Origin of the sequence: Achromobacter sp. SLBN-14, assembly GCF_006715415.1 — a bacterium.
GTDB classification, from domain to species: domain Bacteria; phylum Pseudomonadota; class Gammaproteobacteria; order Burkholderiales; family Burkholderiaceae_B; genus Achromobacter; species Achromobacter mucicolens.
Genome location: NZ_VFNE01000001.1, coordinates 5,585,238 through 5,601,797 on the forward strand (window position 1 = coordinate 5,585,238; position 16,560 = coordinate 5,601,797).

A 16,560-nucleotide genomic window follows, 5' to 3' on the forward strand; every position below is an offset into this window, starting at 1 on the left:
CGCAGGGCGGTGGCTCAGGCCGCCTCGGGCAGCGGCCCGCGTTCCAGATAACTGGTCAGCGCGATGTCGCTGGTGGTGTTGCTGATGCCTTCGATCTGATGGATGCGGGCCAGCAGCAGTTCCAGCGCCTGGGTGTCGCGCACCCTTACCTTCAGCAGCATGGCGCTCTTGCCCGTGATGGTGTGGATCTCTTCGACTTCGTTCAGTTCGGCCAGACCCAGCACCTGTTGGGTAATGGTCCAGTTGATCGTGTCCACATGCACGAAGGCCAGCAGCGGCCGGCCCATCTTCGCGCCATCGAGCTTGGCGGCAATGCCCTTGATGAGGCCATCGCGCTTGAGCCGCTTGACCCGCTCGTGCACGGCGGGCGCCGACAGGTTGAGCAGCTTGCCCAGCTCCGCATAGCTGGGCGTGGCGTCGTCGGCCAACAGCGTCAAGAGTTTCCGGTCGCGGTCATCGAGGTCAGACATGGGAATGCCCCCTTACCAGGGGAAGGAAATGAGGTCGCCGTAAAGACGCTTGAGCGTGGCCTTCACTTCGGGCGAGTTCTGATAAATGGCAATGAACTTCAAAAGGCGCGGATCCTGCGCTTTTTCGGGCTTGGCCACCCAGCGGATGGCGTAGCGCCGGATGCTGTCCGGGTCGGTATTGTCAAAGGCCAGGCCGTCCTTTTCGTTCAGGCCCGCCTGCTTGGCGAAGGTCGTGTAGGTGACCGACGCGGTCACATCGTCGAACGTGCGGGCCGACTGCGAACCTTCGATCTGCACGAACTTGAGCTTCTTCGGATTGGCCACCACGTCCTCCAGGCTGGCCTGATGCGCCACACCCGGCTTGAGCGTGATGAGCCCCATCGACTGCAGCAACAGCAAGGCGCGGCCGGTGTTGACCGGGTCGTTGGGCACTGCGATCGTGGCGCCCTCGGGCACCGGATCGCCCTTTTTCAGCTTCTTGGAAAAGAGCCCGATGGTCGTGGAATAGCCATACGCAATGGGTTGCAGGTTGGCGCCGCGCCGCTGGTTGAAGAGTTCAAGAAACGGCGCATGCTGAAAGAAGTTGGCGTCCACCGAACCATCGGCCACCGCGATGTTGGGCAGCACCCAGTCGTTGAACTCCACCAGCTTGACGTCCAGACCCTGCTGCTTTGCCTGGACAATGGCCAATTCGGTGGCTTCGTTGGCCACGCTGGCGATGACGCCGATGCGCAGAGGCTGTTCCTGCGCGGCTGCGGGCGCAATCACAGCAAATCCCAGCGCCGCCACCGCGCCCCCCCGCGTCAATTTCTTAAGCAATTGGTCCACAAGCATGTCAGCCATCCACAGATTCGGAACGCCGGACGACGGTCCGGCACAGGCGCTATTGTGCAGCACCTGGCGCCCCAGGCCCCGGAAAGGCCTTTGTCACGCAATGGCAATGCCAAGCCGCCCTGGCGGCGCTAAGATGGCCTGAGTACGCCCTTGGGAGACGTTCATGAGTGCCGTGATGACCCCCCAGCCCAGCGCGCAGTCAGCGGCCAGCCGCCGCGACCGCATCGAAGACCAGTTGGGCGCGCACAACTACCATCCGCTGGATGTCGTGCTGGCGCGCGGCAGCGGCGTCTGGGTCCATGACGTCGACGGCCGCCGATATATGGACTGCCTGGCCGCGTACTCCGCCGTCAACCAGGGCCACTGCCACCCGCGCATCCTGGCCGCCATGACCGAGCAGGCGCAAAAGCTCACGCTGACCTCGCGCGCGTTCCGCCATGACCAGATGGCGGGCTTTTACGAAGACCTGGCGCGCCTGACGGGCGCCCACAAGATCCTGCCGATGAACAGCGGCGCCGAGGCCGTCGAAACCGCCATCAAGGCGGTGCGCAAGTGGGGCTACGAGGTGCGAGGCGTGCCCGAGGGCCAGGCCGAGATCATCGTGTGCGCCAACAATTTCCATGGGCGCACGCTGGGCATCGTGGGGTTTTCAACCGATCCCGACGCCTACGGCCATTACGGTCCGTTCGCGCCCGGGTTCAAGGTCGTGCCGTTCGGCGATTTTGAGGCCTTTGACGCCGCCATCAGCGACCGCACCGTCGCTTTCCTGGTCGAGCCGATCCAGGGCGAAGCCGGCGTCGTCCTGCCGCCACCGGGTTATTTCAGCCGCGTGCGCCAGCGCTGCACGGAGCGCGGCATCACGTTGATCCTGGACGAGATCCAAACCGGTCTGGGGCGCACGGGCAAATTGCTGGCCGAGGAACACGAAGGCATCGAGGCCGACGTCACCCTCATCGGCAAGGCGCTGTCGGGCGGCTTCTATCCCGTATCCGCCGTGCTGTCCAACGCGGACGTGCTTGGCGTGTTCCAGCCCGGGCAGCACGGCAGCACCTTCGGCGGCAATCCGCTGGCGTGCGCCATCGCGCGCGCCGCGTTGCGGGTGCTGACCGAGGAAGGCATGATCGAGAACGCGGCCGTGGTTGGCGCCCACTTCCTGGAGCGCCTGCGCGCCCTGCCCGGTCCGGTGCGCGAGGTCCGCGGACGCGGCCTGATGCTGGCCGTCGAACTGGAGCCGGACGCGGGCGGCGCCCGACTGTGGTGCGAACGCTTGCAGGCGCGGGGCTTGCTGGTCAAGGACACCCACGGCCATACCCTGCGCCTGTCGCCGCCGCTCATCGTCACGCGCGACGAGGTGGACTGGGCGTGCGATCAACTGGCGGCGGTGCTGTCGGCCGCCTGACGTTCACGCCCGCGCACGGCAAGTCTTGAACCGCAACACGGAGCACGCGAATTGACGAACACCCCCACCCTGCCCACCGACGTCACCCTGATCGGCGCGCCGACCGACATCGGCGCCGGCGCCCGCGGCGCCTCGATGGGCCCGGAAGCGCTGCGCGTCGCGGACCTGGGCCCGGTCATCGAAGCGCTGGGTTTTCAGGTCCGCGACCGCGGCAACCTGTACGGACCCGCCAACCCCTGGCTGCCGCCCGTGGACGGATACCGGCATCTGGAGGAAGTGACGGCGTGGAACCGCGCCGTGCACGATGCGGTCCACGAGGAACTGGCGGCGGGCCGCCTGCCGGTGCTGCTGGGTGGCGACCACAGCCTGGGAATCGGTTCGGTCAGCGCCGTCGCGCGCCATTGCCGCGCCGCGGGCAAAAAACTGCGCGTGCTGTGGCTGGACGCCCACGCCGACTTCAACACCCATGCCCTCACGCCCACCGGCAACCTGCATGGCATGCCCGTGGCCTGCCTGTGCGGCAACGGGCCGGCGCCGCTGATCGGCATGTCCGGCGAATGCCCGGACATCGAGCCGTCCTGCGTGCGCCAGATCGGCATCCGCAGCGTCGACCCGGGCGAAAAGCGCCTGCTGCACGAGGCCGGCCTCGAGGTCTTCGACATGCGCTACCTGGACGAGATGGGCATGCGCGCCACCATGCAGGCCGCATTGGCCGGCCTGGACGCCGATACGCATCTGCACGTGAGCTTCGACGTCGACTTTCTGGACCCCGAGATCGCGCCGGGCGTGGGCACCACGGTAATGGGCGGCCCCACCTATCGCGAAGCGCAGCTTTGCATGGAGATGATTGCCGACACCGGTCTCATGCGTTCGCTGGACGTGGTGGAACTGAATCCCGCGCTCGACGTGCGCAACCGGACGGCCGAGCTGGCGGTGGACCTTATCGAAAGCCTGTTCGGCAAATCCACGCTGGTGCGCCGGGGGCCCTGAAGGGCCGCGAGCGCGCTGGACCGGCGCGCTACCCCTCGCGGTCGCGGCGGATGGCCTCTGCCGCCTCGCGCAGATGCAGCAGGTTTTCCTCGCGCTGCGCCCACACGCGCGGCGTGGGACCCGCCACGCATAGCGCATACCATTCGCCCCCAAGATCCAGCGCCACCGCCAGACCGGTCAGGTCGACGACGCTCTCGCCCACGTTCGACGCCCAGCCTTGCGCGGCCGCGCGCTCGACGTCGGCCAGCAGGGTTTCGCGCGTGGTCAGCGTGTGGTCCGTGTAGCGGGTGTATTGCGCCGCGGCCAGCACCTGCTCGCGCTCGGCGGCGGGCAAGCGCGCCAGAATGGCCTTGGCGACCGAGCTGGTGTGCAGCGGCCGCCGCTCGCCCGCACGCGCGGCATAGTGCACCGGCTGGGTGGATTCCACGACGTCGAGGAACACGACGGCGCCGTCCTGGATCTTGCCCAGCATCACGGTCTCGTTCGCGGCGTCGCGCAGCGCGGCAAGACGCGGACGCACCAGGTCCAGCCACGGATCGCCCGTGAGGATCTGCGCGGCCAGGCCGTGCAGCTTGGCCGTCGGGTAATACCCGGCGCGGCGCCGGACCTCGTACAGATAGCCACGGGCCACCAGCGTGCGCACAAGGGCCAGACAGCTGGACATCGGCGCGCCCAGGCCCTGCGCCAGTTCGGTGAGCGGCATGGGACGCCGGGTCTGCGCAAACAGCTCCAGCAGCTCCAGCGTGCGGGCAACCAGCTTGACTTCCACGGCGTCTCCCTCCTTCGCGGCAACGGATTCTGTCCACGCGGACTAGGGTGTTCCACCGTGTTGACTTTTCATGGACAGGTACCTAAATTCTTGCACAGGAATTTACATTCACCAATATGAAATAAATTTCAGCCGACTGGAGCACCGGCGCCGCCTTCCCGAGTTACCGCGTCATCCGACAGATCAATAAAACGGCCCATTCCAGGGTTGGGAGACAGACAGATGCGTATCAAACCCGTGTTGGCGGCCTTGGCCGCCACTTTGGCCGCCTGCGCGGCCCAGGCCCAGTCCGACGTCGTGCGGCTGGGCGTATCCAACGATCGTTCCGGCATCTATTCCGACCTGGGCGGGCTCGGGTCCGAGACAGCCGTGCGCATGGCCGTGGAAGACTTCGGCGGCAAGGTCGCCGGCAAGACCGTCGAGGTGGTCGGCGCGGACAACCAGAACAAGGCCGACGTGGCCTCCGCCCTGGTGCGCCGGTGGTTCGACACTCAGAACCTGGTCGCGGTGGTTGACGGCGGCGCCAGCTCGGCCGGGCTCGCGGCCCAGGGCGTCGCCCGGGAAAAAGGCGGCACCGCGCTCATCAGCGGCGGCTTTGCCGGCGATTTCAGCGGCAAGCAATGCAGCAACCTCAGCACGCAATGGGCGCCGGACACCTACGCGCTGGCCAACGCCGTGGTCAAGAGCGTGGTCGAGGGCGGCGGCAAGAGCTGGTATTTCATCACCACCGACTACGTGTTCGGCAAATCGCTGGAAAGCAATGCCTCGCGCTTTGTCGAGCGCGCCGGCGGCAAGGTCGTGGGCAGCACGCGCCACCCGCTGGGCGCCATGGACTTTGCCTCGTTCCTGGTCCAGGCCCAGTCGTCCAAGGCCGACGTCGTGGGCCTGGCCAGCGCCGGCGGCGACCTGGTCAACCTCATCAAGCAGGCGCAGGAGTTCGGGCTGGCGGGCGGCAAGCAGCGCATGCTGACGTTCCTGACGTTCATCAACGACGTCCAAGCGATGGGCCTGCCGGTCGCGCAGGGCCTCACCTTTCCCACCGGCTTCTACTGGGACGCGGACGAGGACACCCGCGCGTGGACGCAGCGCTGGCAGAAGAAGATGGGCGTCACCCGCGCGCCGTCCATCGTCCAAGCCCTGAGCTACGTGGCTACCACCCACTATCTGCAGGCCGCGCAGGCTGCGGGCAGCTTCGACGGCGCGGCGGTCAACCAGAAGATGCGGGAATTGCCCATCACGACCAAATTGATAAAGAATGCCCGGGTGCGCCCCGAAGACGGTCGCGTCATCATGGACCTGTATCTGGTCGAGGTGAAAAAGCCCGCCGAGTCCAAATACCCGAACGACTACTACCGCATCCTGTCCACGGTGCCCGGCGAAAAGGTCTTCGTGTCGCTCGCCGACAGCGAATGCCCCCTGGTCAAGAAATAGAAAGGAGACAACCATGAAGTGCTATTGCGTCGTCAATTTCCGCGAGCCCTTGCAGGAAATGGATCAGCCCACGCCCACCCCGCAGGGTACGCAGGTGCTGCTAAAGGTGCGCGCGGCCGGCGTATGCCACAGCGATATCCACCTGTGGGAAGGCGGCTACGACCTCGGCCAGGGACGCACCCTGTCGCTCAAGGACCGCGGCGTGTCGCTGCCGCTGACGATGGGCCACGAAACGGTCGGCGCCGTCGTGGCGGCCGGGCCCGACGCGCAAGGGCTTGCCACCGACCGCAACTACCTCGTCTATCCGTGGATCGGTTGCGGCAAGTGCGCCTCGTGCGCGGCCGGCATGGAAAACCACTGCACCGCGCCGGCCTGCCTGGGTGTGCATCGCGCCGGCGGATACGCCGACCACATCGTGGTGCCGCATCCCCGCTACCTCATCGACATCGGCGGCCTCGATCCCGCGCAGATCGCGCCGTACGCCTGCTCGGGCCTGACAACGTATTCCGCATTGAAAAAGATCGGCGCGGACGTCTACCGCGAACATCCCGTGGTGATTTTCGGCGCGGGCGGACTGGGCCTGATGAGCCTGACCCTCATCAAGGCACTGGGCGGCGCGGGCGCCATCGTCGTCGATATCGACCCGGCCAAGCGGCAGGCGGCGCTGGACGCGGGCGCGCTGGCGGCCATTGACGGCGCCGCGCCAGACGCCGCGCAGCAGATCATGAAGGCCGCGGGCGGCAAGCCGGTGCAGGCCGCGATCGACCTGGTCGGCGCACCCGCCACCACCTCGCTCGCGTTCGACTTCCTGACCAAGGGCGGCAAGCTCATCATCGTGGGCCTGTTCGGCGGCGGCTCGACGTGGCCGATCGCGCTGATTCCGATGAAGGCGCTGTCGATCATCGGCAGCTACGTGGGCAACCTGACCGAACTGAAGGAACTGATGGAACTGGTGCGGGCGGGCAAGGTGCCGCCCATGCCAGTCCACCGCCATGCGCTGGCCGAGGCGGACAGCGTGCTGGCCTCGCTGCGCGAAGGCAAGGTCGTGGGTCGCGCCGTGCTGACCGTCGATTGAAGCACCCGCAGTGATTCCCGCGCGGCGCGCCCGGTATCGGGCGCGTCGTCTGTTGAAAGCTATGCGGGCTTCAGGCGCGGATCGTAGATGAAGCGTTCGCGCCGCACCACCACGATGTGCTCGGCATCCGGATGCGCCGGGTTGACGAGAAAATTGCAGTCCGGCACGCCGCGATACGGGACGATGGCGCTGGGCAGTTCCAGCAGCGCCGACACGCCAGACGCCACCCAGTTATCGCCCACGGCCTGCGAGGCCTCCGCGAAAGGCACCGCATCCCAGAACGGATAGTCGTCCTGAAGCTGCGCCAGCGACAGCGACTGGCGCGCTTCGAAGACGGCAGCGGGCACGGCCAGTTCGATCAGGTAGCGGTTCGCCTGCTGGGACGCGCGCGCGGCAAAGTGCACCACCGTTTCCAGCACCGACAGCGCGACGCTGGCCGAGGCATACACGACGGGCGTGCCCGGGCTGTTGTAGCGTCCGCCCACGGCGGCTGCGCCCGCGCCGCTCAGGTCGTCCGCCCGGTATTTGCCCGCCGTGGTGCCGATGCGCCAGAGCGAAACGTAGTCCGTCATGCGTAGACGCCCGCTGCGGCACGGGCAAGCGTGTCTTCGACGATGCGGCTGCTGGCGTCCGAGGTCAGAAGCGACAGCGGCTTGACGTTGCCCAGCGCGGGCACGGGCGTGTTCAGCCACAGCACCGCTTCCTCGTCGCTGCCCAGCACCTGGCGCGCAACGCGCACCACGCGGGCGACGCGGGCAAGCCGGTCGGATTCGCCCAGCGGGAGCGCCTGGCCTTCACGCGTCCACCGCGACAGCGACGCCGCCTTGACCTCCGTGATGGCCATGATCTCGGACTTGGGGACCTGCAGATAATCAGCCGCATCGTCGACCATCTGCGCAGGCAGGCCGCGATGCACGTCGCGCGCGATGTCGGTCAGGGGGCTGTCGACCAGGCCGCGGAACAGCTGGCGGGCGCGCGGCGGACGCTTGGCGGTGGCGCCGCGCTTGGTCGGCGATTTATCGGCAAGGGCGATGGTCATGGTCTGCTCCGGGCGCCGCGCATGGGCGGCAAACCGGGGGACCGGCCACGCCATGAGCGGCTGAATTACCAAATTGAATTTATAATATCCCATTTGGAAATGCCCGCGCAAGGCGCTGCCGGCCGCCGCCACGAGACAAGCCCGGCATCGCAGTGCCAGGCGGCGGCGCTCCCGTTGGACGCGGCGCGCCGCCCGTCACGCCCCCTGTTTCGGCCTATCATAGGCGGCGGCAAATTTCCCCCCTCGCATTTCTCTCAAGGACAGGCAATGACGGACCGGCAGCTCACGATACTCGCGGCGCTCAATCTCATGGTGGCGGTGGGCGCCGGTGCCTTCGGCGCGCATGGCCTCAAACGCATCCTGACGCCAGAAATGCTGGCTGTCTGGCAGACCGGGGTGATGTACCACCTGGTCCACGCCCTCGGTCTTTTCGTCATCGCGCTGCTCGGCGCGCGTTTCGGCTCGCCCCTGCTGTCGGCGGCAGGCGTCGTGATGTTTGTCGGCATCGTGCTGTTTTCGGGCAGCCTGTATGTGCTGACGCTGACCGGCAAAGGCTGGCTGGGCGCCGTCACGCCGTTTGGCGGAACGGCATTCCTGGCCGCGTGGGCCATGGTCGCCTGGGCTGCCTACCGCGCGCAGCCCTGAACCGATACTTCCCGTGATTCATTCCCGGCGGCAGGAACCGCCGCTCTTGCAGATCTCTGATGTCAACAACCGCCGCATTACCCGCCGTCCGTGAACACTCCGCCGCCGCAGGCATCGCCTGCGTAGCGGGCGGCATCTTCTTTCTGACCCTCAGCGACGCCAGCGCCAAATGGCTGGGCGCAACGTACAACCCGCTGCAGATCCTCTTCATGCGCGCGCTGATCGCGCTGCCTTTCGTGACCGCCCTGGCGTTGTGGCTGGGCGGCCGCCGCGTGCTGCGCACGATGCATCCCGGACTGCACCTGACGCGCGGCGCCATCAACGTTATCTCGGCCAGTTGCTTCTACCTGGGATTGCAGGCGCTGCCGCTGGCCGAGACCACCGCCATCGCGTTCGCCGCGCCGTTGTTCGTCACGGCGCTCTCCGTGCTGATCCTGAAGGAACGCGTGGACGGCAAGCGCTGGCTGGCCGTGCTGGCGGGTTTTGCGGGCGTGCTGATCGTGGTGCGTCCCGGCACGCAGGCCTTTCAGGCGGCCACATTGCTGCCGCTGACCACCGCCCTGCTCTACGCGGTCATGATGATCACGGCGCGCGGCATCAACCGCGCCGAAGGCATGCTGACCATCACCTTCTACATCGTGCTGGGCCAACTGGTGTGGAGCTCGCTGGGGCTGGCGTGGGTCTGGCGCGCGCCGGCCGCCGAAGACCTGCCGTACTTCGGCGCGGTGGCCTTGTTCAGCACGTTGGGACTGACACTGATCACGCAGGGATTCCGTATCGGACCGGCGTCCGTCGTCGCCCCCTTTGACTACACGGGCCTCGTCTGGGCCACGATCCTCGGATGGATCTTCTGGCGTGAGGCGCCCGACGCCTACGCGTACCTGGGCGCCGTCTTCATTGCAGGCAGCGGCGTGTACATCGCCGTTCGCGAGGCGCGGGGCAAGTCGCGCCGCCGCGCCGCGCGCTGACGGCCGCCCTGCCCGCCAGCACTATTCGGTGGGCGGCGGAAAATGCCGCTGCAACACCTTTGCGACGTTCGGCTCTTGTTCGGCCTCGCGCGCCACCGCCGTCAGCGCCGGGCACATGGCGCCGAACCACGACGGTCCCGGACGCCAGTGCGTCATGACCGTCACGTACAAGTCCAATGCCGAAAAGCGCCGCCCCAGCATGTGCGGCGCGCCGGCCTGGCGTTCAAGCTCCTGCCACAGCTCGGCGCGGCGCGTGTGCACGCGCTCACGCAGCAGGTCGGCCCCCGCGCCCGGCGTCGTCCATTGCGCGGGTTCATCGCCGTAGGTGAAGGTGGGATACACCGCCGCCACCAGCCGCATCAGCAGGTTAAGAAATCGCGCCCGCTCCGGCTTGTCCGGCGCGGGCGCCAGCCCGGCCTGCGGCGCCACATCGTTCAGGTGCAGGATCATCGCCGCGCTTTCGGTCATCACCTCGCCGTCGGGCAGGATGAGCGTGGGCACCTGCCCCAGCGGATTCAGATGCAAAAGCCGGTCCCGCTCGGGACCCGGCTTCAGATAAGGCACATCCGTCAGCGTGTGCGGCACATTGGCCAGCACCAGCGCCATCTCGACAATGGCCGAGCCGCAACCCGCGGACCCAATGAGCTCGTAGGATTTCATGGCCGTCACCCTCCCGTTTCGGCCGGCGCCACCCGCAGCAATTCGCCAGGCGAGGCGTCCGTCAGCACATAAACATAACCGTCCGGCCCCTGCCGCACGTCCCGGATCCGCCGCTTGCGGTCGACCAGCAGCCGTTCCTTCTCGACCACGCGATTGCCGTCAACGGTCAGGCGGATGAGGTTCTGATTGCCCAGCGCGCCGATGAAGAGCGAATTGCGCCAGGCCGGAAACCGGTCCGCGTCATAGAACGCCATGCCGCTGATGGCGGGCGATTTCGGCCACCAATGGATCGGCGGCTCCATGCCCGGCAGGGTTTCGCCCTTGGCTTCCGGAATGGCGAAGCCCGAATAGTTGATGCCGTAGGTGGCCAGCGGCCAGCCGTAATTCTTGCCCGGCTTCACGACATTGATCTCGTCGCCGCCACGCGGCCCGTGTTCGTTTTCCCAGAGTTCGCCGGTCCAGGGATTGAGCGCCATGCCCTGCGGATTGCGATGACCGTACGACCAGATCTCGGGGCGCGCGCCCGGCTTACCCACAAAGGGGTTGTCCGCCGGCACGGAGCCATCCGTCTTGAGCCGCACGACCTTGCCTTGCAGCTTGTCCAGGTCTTGTGCCGTCGGGCGCTGATTGTTCTCGCCCAGCGCGATATACAGGTAGCCCTTGCCGTCGAACACCAGGCGCGATCCGAAATGCTGGCCGGACGACAGCTTGGGTTCCTGGCGGAACAGCACCTTGAATCCCTCAAGGCCGCTGGCGTCATCGGCCAGCCGCCCGCGGCCCACGGCCGTGCCGCTCTTGTCGCCATCCGACTCCGCATACGCCAGGTACACGTAGCGGTCGGTCGCAAAGTCAGGCGACAGCGCCACGTCGAGCAGTCCCCCTTGACCGCGCGCGGCAACCTGCGGCACGCCAGAGAGCGGCTTGGACAGCCCGCCGGGCGTGCGCAGCAGCCGCAGGTTCCCGGGCCGTTCGGTGATTAGTATGCCGCCATCGGGCAGGAACGCCATGGACCAGGGGTGATCCAGGCCGCCGACGACGGGAGTCACGCGGGCGGGCGCCGACGGCGGTTCCTGCGAGGCTTGTGCAACGGCGGGCGCGGCCGCAAAGGCCACGGCCAAGGACAGGATCAGGGGAATTGCGCGCGTGCTCGCGGCGGTGCGTGACTGCATGGACATCTCCGGCGGCGACAGATTGAAAAGCAGGCGCGCAAGGCATGACAGTGAGACGCGGGGGCCGCTCGCAATTGGCACACCCGGTTGGCGTACCATAGCGCCCACGGACGGGAGCTCTCCCGTTCTTGCTCTCAGGAGACTCGACCAGATGAAACTGTACTACATGCCCGGCGCGTGCTCGCTCGCTTCCCACATCGTCCTCGAGTGGATCGGCAAGCCGTACGAGACGCACAAACTCAGCCGTGAAGCGCTGAAGGAGCCGGAGTTTCTGCGGATCAATCCGCTGGGCGCCGTGCCCGCGCTGACCGATGGCGACTGGACCCTCACGCAGAATGTCGCCATCCTGGAACACCTGGCCGAACAGGCCCCGGAAATCCCTCTGCTGGGCGACGGCACCGCGCGTTCGCGCGCCGAAGTGCGCCGCTGGGTCGGCTTCATCAATTCCGACGTCCACAAGACCTTCTCGCTGCTGTTCGGCGCGCAGCGCTACCTGAAGGACGAAGGCGCGCAAAAGGAATTGGCGGCGTCCGCGTCGGCGCTTCTGACCAAGCTGTTCGGGCAGCTGGATGCGCAACTGGCGGGCAAGTCCTATCTGGCCGGCGCCGCGCCGTCTGTGGCGGACGCGTATCTGTTCGTCGTGCTGCGCTGGGCCCACGGAAAGGAAATCGACCTGTCCGGCCTGAACCATCTGCAAGCATTCTTTGAACGCATGCAGGCCGACGCGGGCGTGCAGGCCGCGCTGAAGGCCGAAGGCCTGTAAAGGCTGCCGCTGCCCGGCTCGCCTACACAGGCGCCGCGCCGGGCAGCGTCTCGCTTTCAAGGATCTTTTTCACGGCGGCCAGGAAGCGCCGCGCCAGCAAGGGCGGCGCGCTCAGGTTGGAATGCGTCGCCCAGATTTCCACGCTGGCCTCGGGCTCGATCGGGCGAAGCGCCATGTGGGCGGCCTGATCCGGCGTGACGCACCACGCGTCGACCAGCGCCGGCCCCAGCCCCTGCTGCACGAACGAACAGGCCGTCACGGGCGAATGCACCTCGACCGCCGCCGCGCAGCGCGGGCCGTCTCCAAAAAATGGCTGCAGCGCGCGACCCAACGGCGTGTCGCGCGGATAGCCGATCCACGCCGCCGACGAAAAGTCTTCCGGCTGCACCACCTCATGACTGGCCAGCGGATGCCCGGGCGGCAGCACGCAAACCACCGGCACGCGCGCCAGCCGCACGGACGTCAGGTTGGGATGATCCGGCGGCTGCATGGAAATGCCGATGTCGGCCTGACCCGACAGGAAATACGCCGCCAGTTCGTCGAAGGTCACGCTGCGGTAATCCACGCGCGCGCCAGCATTGCGGCCGCGAAACCGCTCCAGCGCCATCGGGATCAGACGCTGCCCGAAACTGGCGCTGGCCACGATCTTCAGCATCCCCGCGCCCGACTGGCCGAGGCTGGCGGCCAGGTCGTTCACCCGCTGAATGCCGCCATACACCTGCTCGACCTCGGCATACAGGCGCCGGGCTTCGGCGGTGGGCGACAGCCGGCTCTTGACGCGCTCGAACAGCCGGTAGCCCAGGCGGCTTTCCGTCAGCGCCAGCACCCGGCTCACCGCCGGCTGCGACACATGCAGCATGCGCCCCGCCCCGCTGATCGACCCGGCCATCATGATCGCCCGGAACACCTCGATCTGACGTAGGTTCAGTGGCCTTCCGGCGCTGGGGCCGACTTCGTCGGCATACGCATCCGCATCCATTTTTTCCCCTTTTCCGATAACGGGGGATTATAGGTTTGAGACATTTTTCGATGACGCAGTGCCGCATGCCCAGGTGTAATCTGCCCGCTCCACAAAACAAAACCAGGGGAAATCCATCATGCGCAGCACGCTCCTTCGCAGTCTTTCCATGGCGGCGCTCAGCGTCGCCTTCATCGGCGCCGCCTCGGCCGCCGGCTATCCCGACAAGCCCATCACCTTCGTGGTCCCGTCCGCCGCCGGCGGATCGCCTGACGTGCTGTCGCGCCTGATCACGACCCAGATGGCCCGCGACACCGGCGCCACGATGGTCGTCGAGAACCGCCCCGGCGCGGCCGGCAACATCGGCATCGCGCTCATCAAGCGCGCCGCCCCGGACGGCTATACCGTCGGCTACGGCAACATCAATACCCTGGCGGTCAACCGCTCGCTCTTCAAGCGCCTGCCGTACGACGTGGACAAGGACCTGACGCCCGTCGCGCACATGTTCGACCTCTACAACGCGCTGATCGTGCCGGCCGAATCGCCCATCAAGAGCGTGCAGGACCTGATCGACCGCGCCCGCAACGAGCCGGGCCGCCTGTCGTACGGCGCCTCGGGCGTGGGCACCACCGGCCACATGGGCGGCGAGCTGTTCAAGAGCATGGCCAAGCTGGACGTGATGTTCATCCCCTATAACGGCGGCCCCGCCGCCATCCAGGATCTGCTTGGCGGCCGCCTGGACTACCTGTTCGTCAACACCTCGGAAGCCGCACCGCTCGTCAAGAGCGGCAAAGTCCGCGCCATCGGCGTCAGCAGCCTGAAGCGCCTGTCGCTGATGCCCGACGTGCCGACGCTGGACGAATCCGGCCTGAAGGGTTACGAGACGGTCGCCTGGGGTGGCGTCGTGGCCCCCAAGGGCACGCCCGATGACGTGGTCGCGACACTGAACGCCGCCATCCAGAAGGCGCTGCAGGCGCCGGAAGTGCGCCAGGGCCTGGCCACGCTGGGCGCCGAGCCGGCATCCGGTTCGCCCGCCGAGTTCAAGCAGCTGATCGATCGCGAAACCGCCAAGTGGCAGCAGATCATCGACAACGCCGGCATCGAAAAACTCGACTGAGCATTCTTCATGACGGCAGACACCTTGCAGGCTGACTTCATCGTCGCGGGCGCCACGCTCATCGACGGATCGGGCGGGCCCGCCACCGCCGGCGACCTGGCCGTGCGCGGCGGGCGCATCGAGGCGGTGGGCAGCTTTGCTCATCCCGACGGCGCGCCGGTCATCGATGGCCGGGGCCTGGTCCTGGCGCCGGGCTTCATCGACTCGCACACCCACGACGACGGGTATCTGCTGGCGCATCCCGACATGCTGCCCAAGGTGTCGCAAGGCATCACGACAGTCGTCACCGGCAACTGCGGGATCAGCCTGGCGCCCCTGGCGCGCACGCAGATCCCGCAGCCGCTGGACCTGCTGGGCCCGCCGTCGCTCTTTCGCTTTGGCACCTTCCGGTCCTGGATGGACGCGCTGCGCGACACGCCCGCCGCGGTCAACGTGATTCCGCTGGTGGGCCACACCACCTTGCGCGTCGCCGTCATGGACGACACGTCGCGCGCGGCCAATGGCGCGGAACGCGCCGCCATGCGCGAACTCATGCAGGAGGCGCTGGACGCCGGCGCCTTCGGTGTGTCCACCGGCACCTTCTATCCGCCGGCCAGCGCCGCGCCCACGGACGAGATCGTCGACGTGTGCCAGCCGCTGCGCGGCCGCGCCGGCATCTATGCCACCCATCTGCGCGACGAGGCCGATCACATCGTGCCGGCCATCGAAGAGGCGCTGCACATCGGTCGCGAAATCGATTGCCGCGTCGTGTTTTCGCACCACAAGCTGGCCGGCGAACGCAACCACGGGCGCACCCGCGAAACGCTGGACCTCATCAGCCGCGCCGCGGCCTCGCAGCCCGTCTGCCTGGACTGCCACCCCTACCCCGCCACCTCCACCATGCTGCGGCTCGATCGCGCGCGGCTTGCCAGCCGGACGATGATCACCTGGTCCAAGGGGTACCCCGAAGCGACGGGCCGCGACTTCAGCGAAGTGATGGCCGAACTGGGCCTGGACGACGAGGGCACCGTGGCCCGCCTGGCCCCGGCCGGCGCCATCTACTTCCTGATGGATCCCGCCGACGTCAACCGCATCTTTGCCCATCCGCTGACCATGGTCGGCTCGGACGGGCTGCCCTTCGATCCCCATCCGCACCCCCGCCAATGGGGTACCTTCACCAACGTCCTGCGCACGATGGTGCGCGAGCAGAACCTGTTGTCCCTGGAATCGGCCATCCACAAGATGACGGGGTTGGCTGCCCACCAATACGGCGTGGCCGGGCGCGGCCTGCTGCGAGAGGGGTATCATGCTGACCTGGTGCTGTTCGATCCCGCCACCGTTACCGACGTGGCCACTTTTTCAGCGCCCATTCAGGCAAGCCGGGGCATCCACGCCGTGTGGGTCAACGGCAAGCAGGTCTGGGACGGGGAACGGACCGGCGCCGAACGCCCGGGCCAGGTGCTGTCGCCCGGTCAAGCATGAGCACGGAGTACATAAAGTGAAGACGTTTTCCCAGGGCTGCTACCTGGGTGTATTGGGCGGAATGGGGCCCATGGCCGGCGCGGCCTTTGCCCTCCGCCTGGCGGCGCTGACGCCCGCCACGGTTGACCAGCAACACATTCCCACCCTGCTGCGCAACGATCCGCGCATTCCCGACCGGTCCAGCGCCTACATGGCCGGCGGCGAAAATCCGCTGCCCCACATGGTCGACGGCGTGCGCTTCCTGGAACAGGCCGGCGCCCGGCTCATCGCCATCCCGTGCAACACCGCCCACCTGTGGTTCGACGAGATCGCCGCGTCCACCAGCGTGCCGGTGCTGCACATCATCGAGGCGGTCATCGAAGACCTGCGCCGTCTGGGCCTGCCCCGCGGCCGCATCGGCCTGATGGGCACCGCCGCCACGCTAAAGCTTGGCCTGTACCAGCGGCACCTCGAAGCCCAGGGGTACGAGTGCATCGTGCCTGACGACGACGAAGTCGAACGCTTCTGCATGGGCTCGATCCGCGCGGTCAAGGGCAACCAGCTCGAAGACGCCTTCGCCCCCGCCGCCGAATGCATCGCCCGTTTGAAGGCGCGCGGCGCCGACGCCGTCGTCCTGGGCTGCACGGAACTGCCCCTGGCCGTGCCGCACGCCCTGCGCCCCAGCCTGGGCGTGACCCTCACAGACTCCATCGACGCCCTGGCCCGCGCCGCCATCGCGCACTACCAGGCCGACCAGCCCGCGGAACGGATCGCGGCGTAAAGGCAGCAAAAAAAAGGCGCATCTTTCGATGCGCCCACTTCCTTCGCGGGGA

General features: G+C 67.4%; 18 protein-coding genes. 10 read left to right on the forward strand and 8 right to left on the reverse strand.

Going from position 1 to position 16,560, the window contains the following annotated elements; translation table 11 throughout:
* Positions 1-14: 14 nt before the first annotated feature.
* Together FBY20_RS25590 and FBY20_RS25595 are read right to left on the reverse strand one after the other, a co-directional pair.
* On the reverse strand, positions 15-470 hold the full coding sequence (locus tag FBY20_RS25590; protein WP_056317626.1) for an Lrp/AsnC family transcriptional regulator: 456 nt from the start codon (positions 468-470) through the stop codon (positions 15-17).
* A 12-nt stretch (positions 471-482) separates the two neighbouring features.
* Positions 483-1,304 carry a MetQ/NlpA family ABC transporter substrate-binding protein gene (locus FBY20_RS25595; RefSeq protein ID WP_142056234.1) on the reverse strand — a complete coding sequence of 274 codons (822 nt, stop codon included), beginning with the start codon at positions 1,302-1,304 and terminating at the stop codon, positions 483-485.
* A 163-nt stretch (positions 1,305-1,467) separates the two neighbouring features.
* Between FBY20_RS25595 and rocD the strand changes: the two genes are divergently transcribed.
* The gene (gene rocD, locus FBY20_RS25600; protein WP_217472106.1) at positions 1,468-2,703 is read left to right on the forward strand and encodes an ornithine--oxo-acid transaminase; all 1,236 of its coding nucleotides are present in this window, start codon (positions 1,468-1,470) and stop codon (positions 2,701-2,703) included.
* Positions 2,704-2,754: 51 nt separating this feature from the next.
* Positions 2,755-3,693: an arginase gene (gene rocF / locus FBY20_RS25605; protein WP_142055354.1), complete on the forward strand. Its 939-nt coding sequence runs from the start codon at positions 2,755-2,757 to the stop codon at positions 3,691-3,693.
* Between the two features lie 28 nt (positions 3,694-3,721).
* Here the strand turns inward: rocF and FBY20_RS25610 are convergent, their stop codons facing one another.
* On the reverse strand, positions 3,722-4,462 hold the full coding sequence (locus FBY20_RS25610; protein ID WP_062841114.1) for an IclR family transcriptional regulator: 741 nt from the start codon (positions 4,460-4,462) through the stop codon (positions 3,722-3,724).
* 222 nt (positions 4,463-4,684) lie between these two features.
* Between FBY20_RS25610 and FBY20_RS25615 the strand changes: the two genes are divergently transcribed.
* A complete protein-coding gene (locus FBY20_RS25615) occupies positions 4,685-5,893 on the forward strand; it encodes an ABC transporter substrate-binding protein (RefSeq protein WP_142055357.1) in 1,209 nt (402 codons plus the stop codon).
* Between the two features lie 13 nt (positions 5,894-5,906).
* Positions 5,907-6,968 (forward strand): alcohol dehydrogenase, encoded by a 1,062-nt coding sequence (locus FBY20_RS25620; protein ID WP_062841116.1) that lies wholly within the window; start codon positions 5,907-5,909, stop codon positions 6,966-6,968.
* Between the two features lie 59 nt (positions 6,969-7,027).
* Here FBY20_RS25620 and FBY20_RS25625 read toward each other — a convergent pair whose 3' ends face one another.
* A complete protein-coding gene (locus FBY20_RS25625; RefSeq protein ID WP_142055359.1) occupies positions 7,028-7,540 on the reverse strand; it encodes an RES family NAD+ phosphorylase in 513 nt (170 codons plus the stop codon).
* The gene (locus tag FBY20_RS25630) at positions 7,537-8,007 is read right to left on the reverse strand and encodes an antitoxin Xre/MbcA/ParS toxin-binding domain-containing protein (RefSeq protein WP_056318733.1); all 471 of its coding nucleotides are present in this window, start codon (positions 8,005-8,007) and stop codon (positions 7,537-7,539) included. Before FBY20_RS25630 ends, FBY20_RS25625 begins: the two co-directional genes overlap by 4 nt.
* A 267-nt stretch (positions 8,008-8,274) precedes the next feature.
* Between FBY20_RS25630 and FBY20_RS25635 the strand changes: the two genes are divergently transcribed.
* The gene (locus FBY20_RS25635; RefSeq protein ID WP_062841117.1) at positions 8,275-8,652 is read left to right on the forward strand and encodes a DUF423 domain-containing protein; all 378 of its coding nucleotides are present in this window, start codon (positions 8,275-8,277) and stop codon (positions 8,650-8,652) included.
* 59 nt (positions 8,653-8,711) lie between these two features.
* Positions 8,712-9,620, forward strand: coding sequence for a DMT family transporter (locus FBY20_RS25640; RefSeq protein WP_142055362.1), 909 nt, complete (start codon positions 8,712-8,714; stop codon positions 9,618-9,620).
* Between the two features lie 21 nt (positions 9,621-9,641).
* Here FBY20_RS25640 and FBY20_RS25645 read toward each other — a convergent pair whose 3' ends face one another.
* Complete coding sequence (locus FBY20_RS25645; RefSeq protein ID WP_056318730.1) at positions 9,642-10,280, reverse strand: glutathione S-transferase family protein; 639 nt, start codon at positions 10,278-10,280, stop codon at positions 9,642-9,644.
* Between the two features lie 5 nt (positions 10,281-10,285).
* Positions 10,286-11,449 carry a PQQ-dependent sugar dehydrogenase gene (locus FBY20_RS25650; protein WP_142055364.1) on the reverse strand — a complete coding sequence of 388 codons (1,164 nt, stop codon included), beginning with the start codon at positions 11,447-11,449 and terminating at the stop codon, positions 10,286-10,288.
* Between the two features lie 151 nt (positions 11,450-11,600).
* Here FBY20_RS25650 and FBY20_RS25655 point away from each other — a divergent pair, with 151 nt between their 5' ends.
* Positions 11,601-12,212, forward strand: a complete 612-nt coding sequence (locus FBY20_RS25655; RefSeq protein ID WP_142055366.1) for a glutathione S-transferase family protein — start codon at positions 11,601-11,603, stop codon at positions 12,210-12,212.
* A 22-nt stretch (positions 12,213-12,234) separates the two neighbouring features.
* Here the strand turns inward: FBY20_RS25655 and FBY20_RS25660 are convergent, their stop codons facing one another.
* Positions 12,235-13,191: a LysR family transcriptional regulator gene (locus tag FBY20_RS25660; RefSeq protein ID WP_142055368.1), complete on the reverse strand. Its 957-nt coding sequence runs from the start codon at positions 13,189-13,191 to the stop codon at positions 12,235-12,237.
* Positions 13,192-13,309: 118 nt separating this feature from the next.
* On the opposite strand from FBY20_RS25660, the gene FBY20_RS25665 reads away from it, so the two are divergent.
* Genes FBY20_RS25665 through FBY20_RS25675 form a run of 3 tightly spaced genes read left to right on the forward strand, consistent with a single transcriptional unit; the run spans position 13,310 to position 16,508 of the window.
* On the forward strand, positions 13,310-14,287 hold the full coding sequence (locus FBY20_RS25665) for a tripartite tricarboxylate transporter substrate binding protein (protein ID WP_056317597.1): 978 nt from the start codon (positions 13,310-13,312) through the stop codon (positions 14,285-14,287).
* A 9-nt stretch (positions 14,288-14,296) separates the two neighbouring features.
* Positions 14,297-15,748: an amidohydrolase family protein gene (locus FBY20_RS25670; RefSeq protein WP_142055370.1), complete on the forward strand. Its 1,452-nt coding sequence runs from the start codon at positions 14,297-14,299 to the stop codon at positions 15,746-15,748.
* Between the two features lie 16 nt (positions 15,749-15,764).
* Positions 15,765-16,508 carry an aspartate/glutamate racemase family protein gene (locus FBY20_RS25675; RefSeq protein WP_056317591.1) on the forward strand — a complete coding sequence of 248 codons (744 nt, stop codon included), beginning with the start codon at positions 15,765-15,767 and terminating at the stop codon, positions 16,506-16,508.
* The last annotated feature ends 52 nt before the right edge of the window (positions 16,509-16,560 follow it).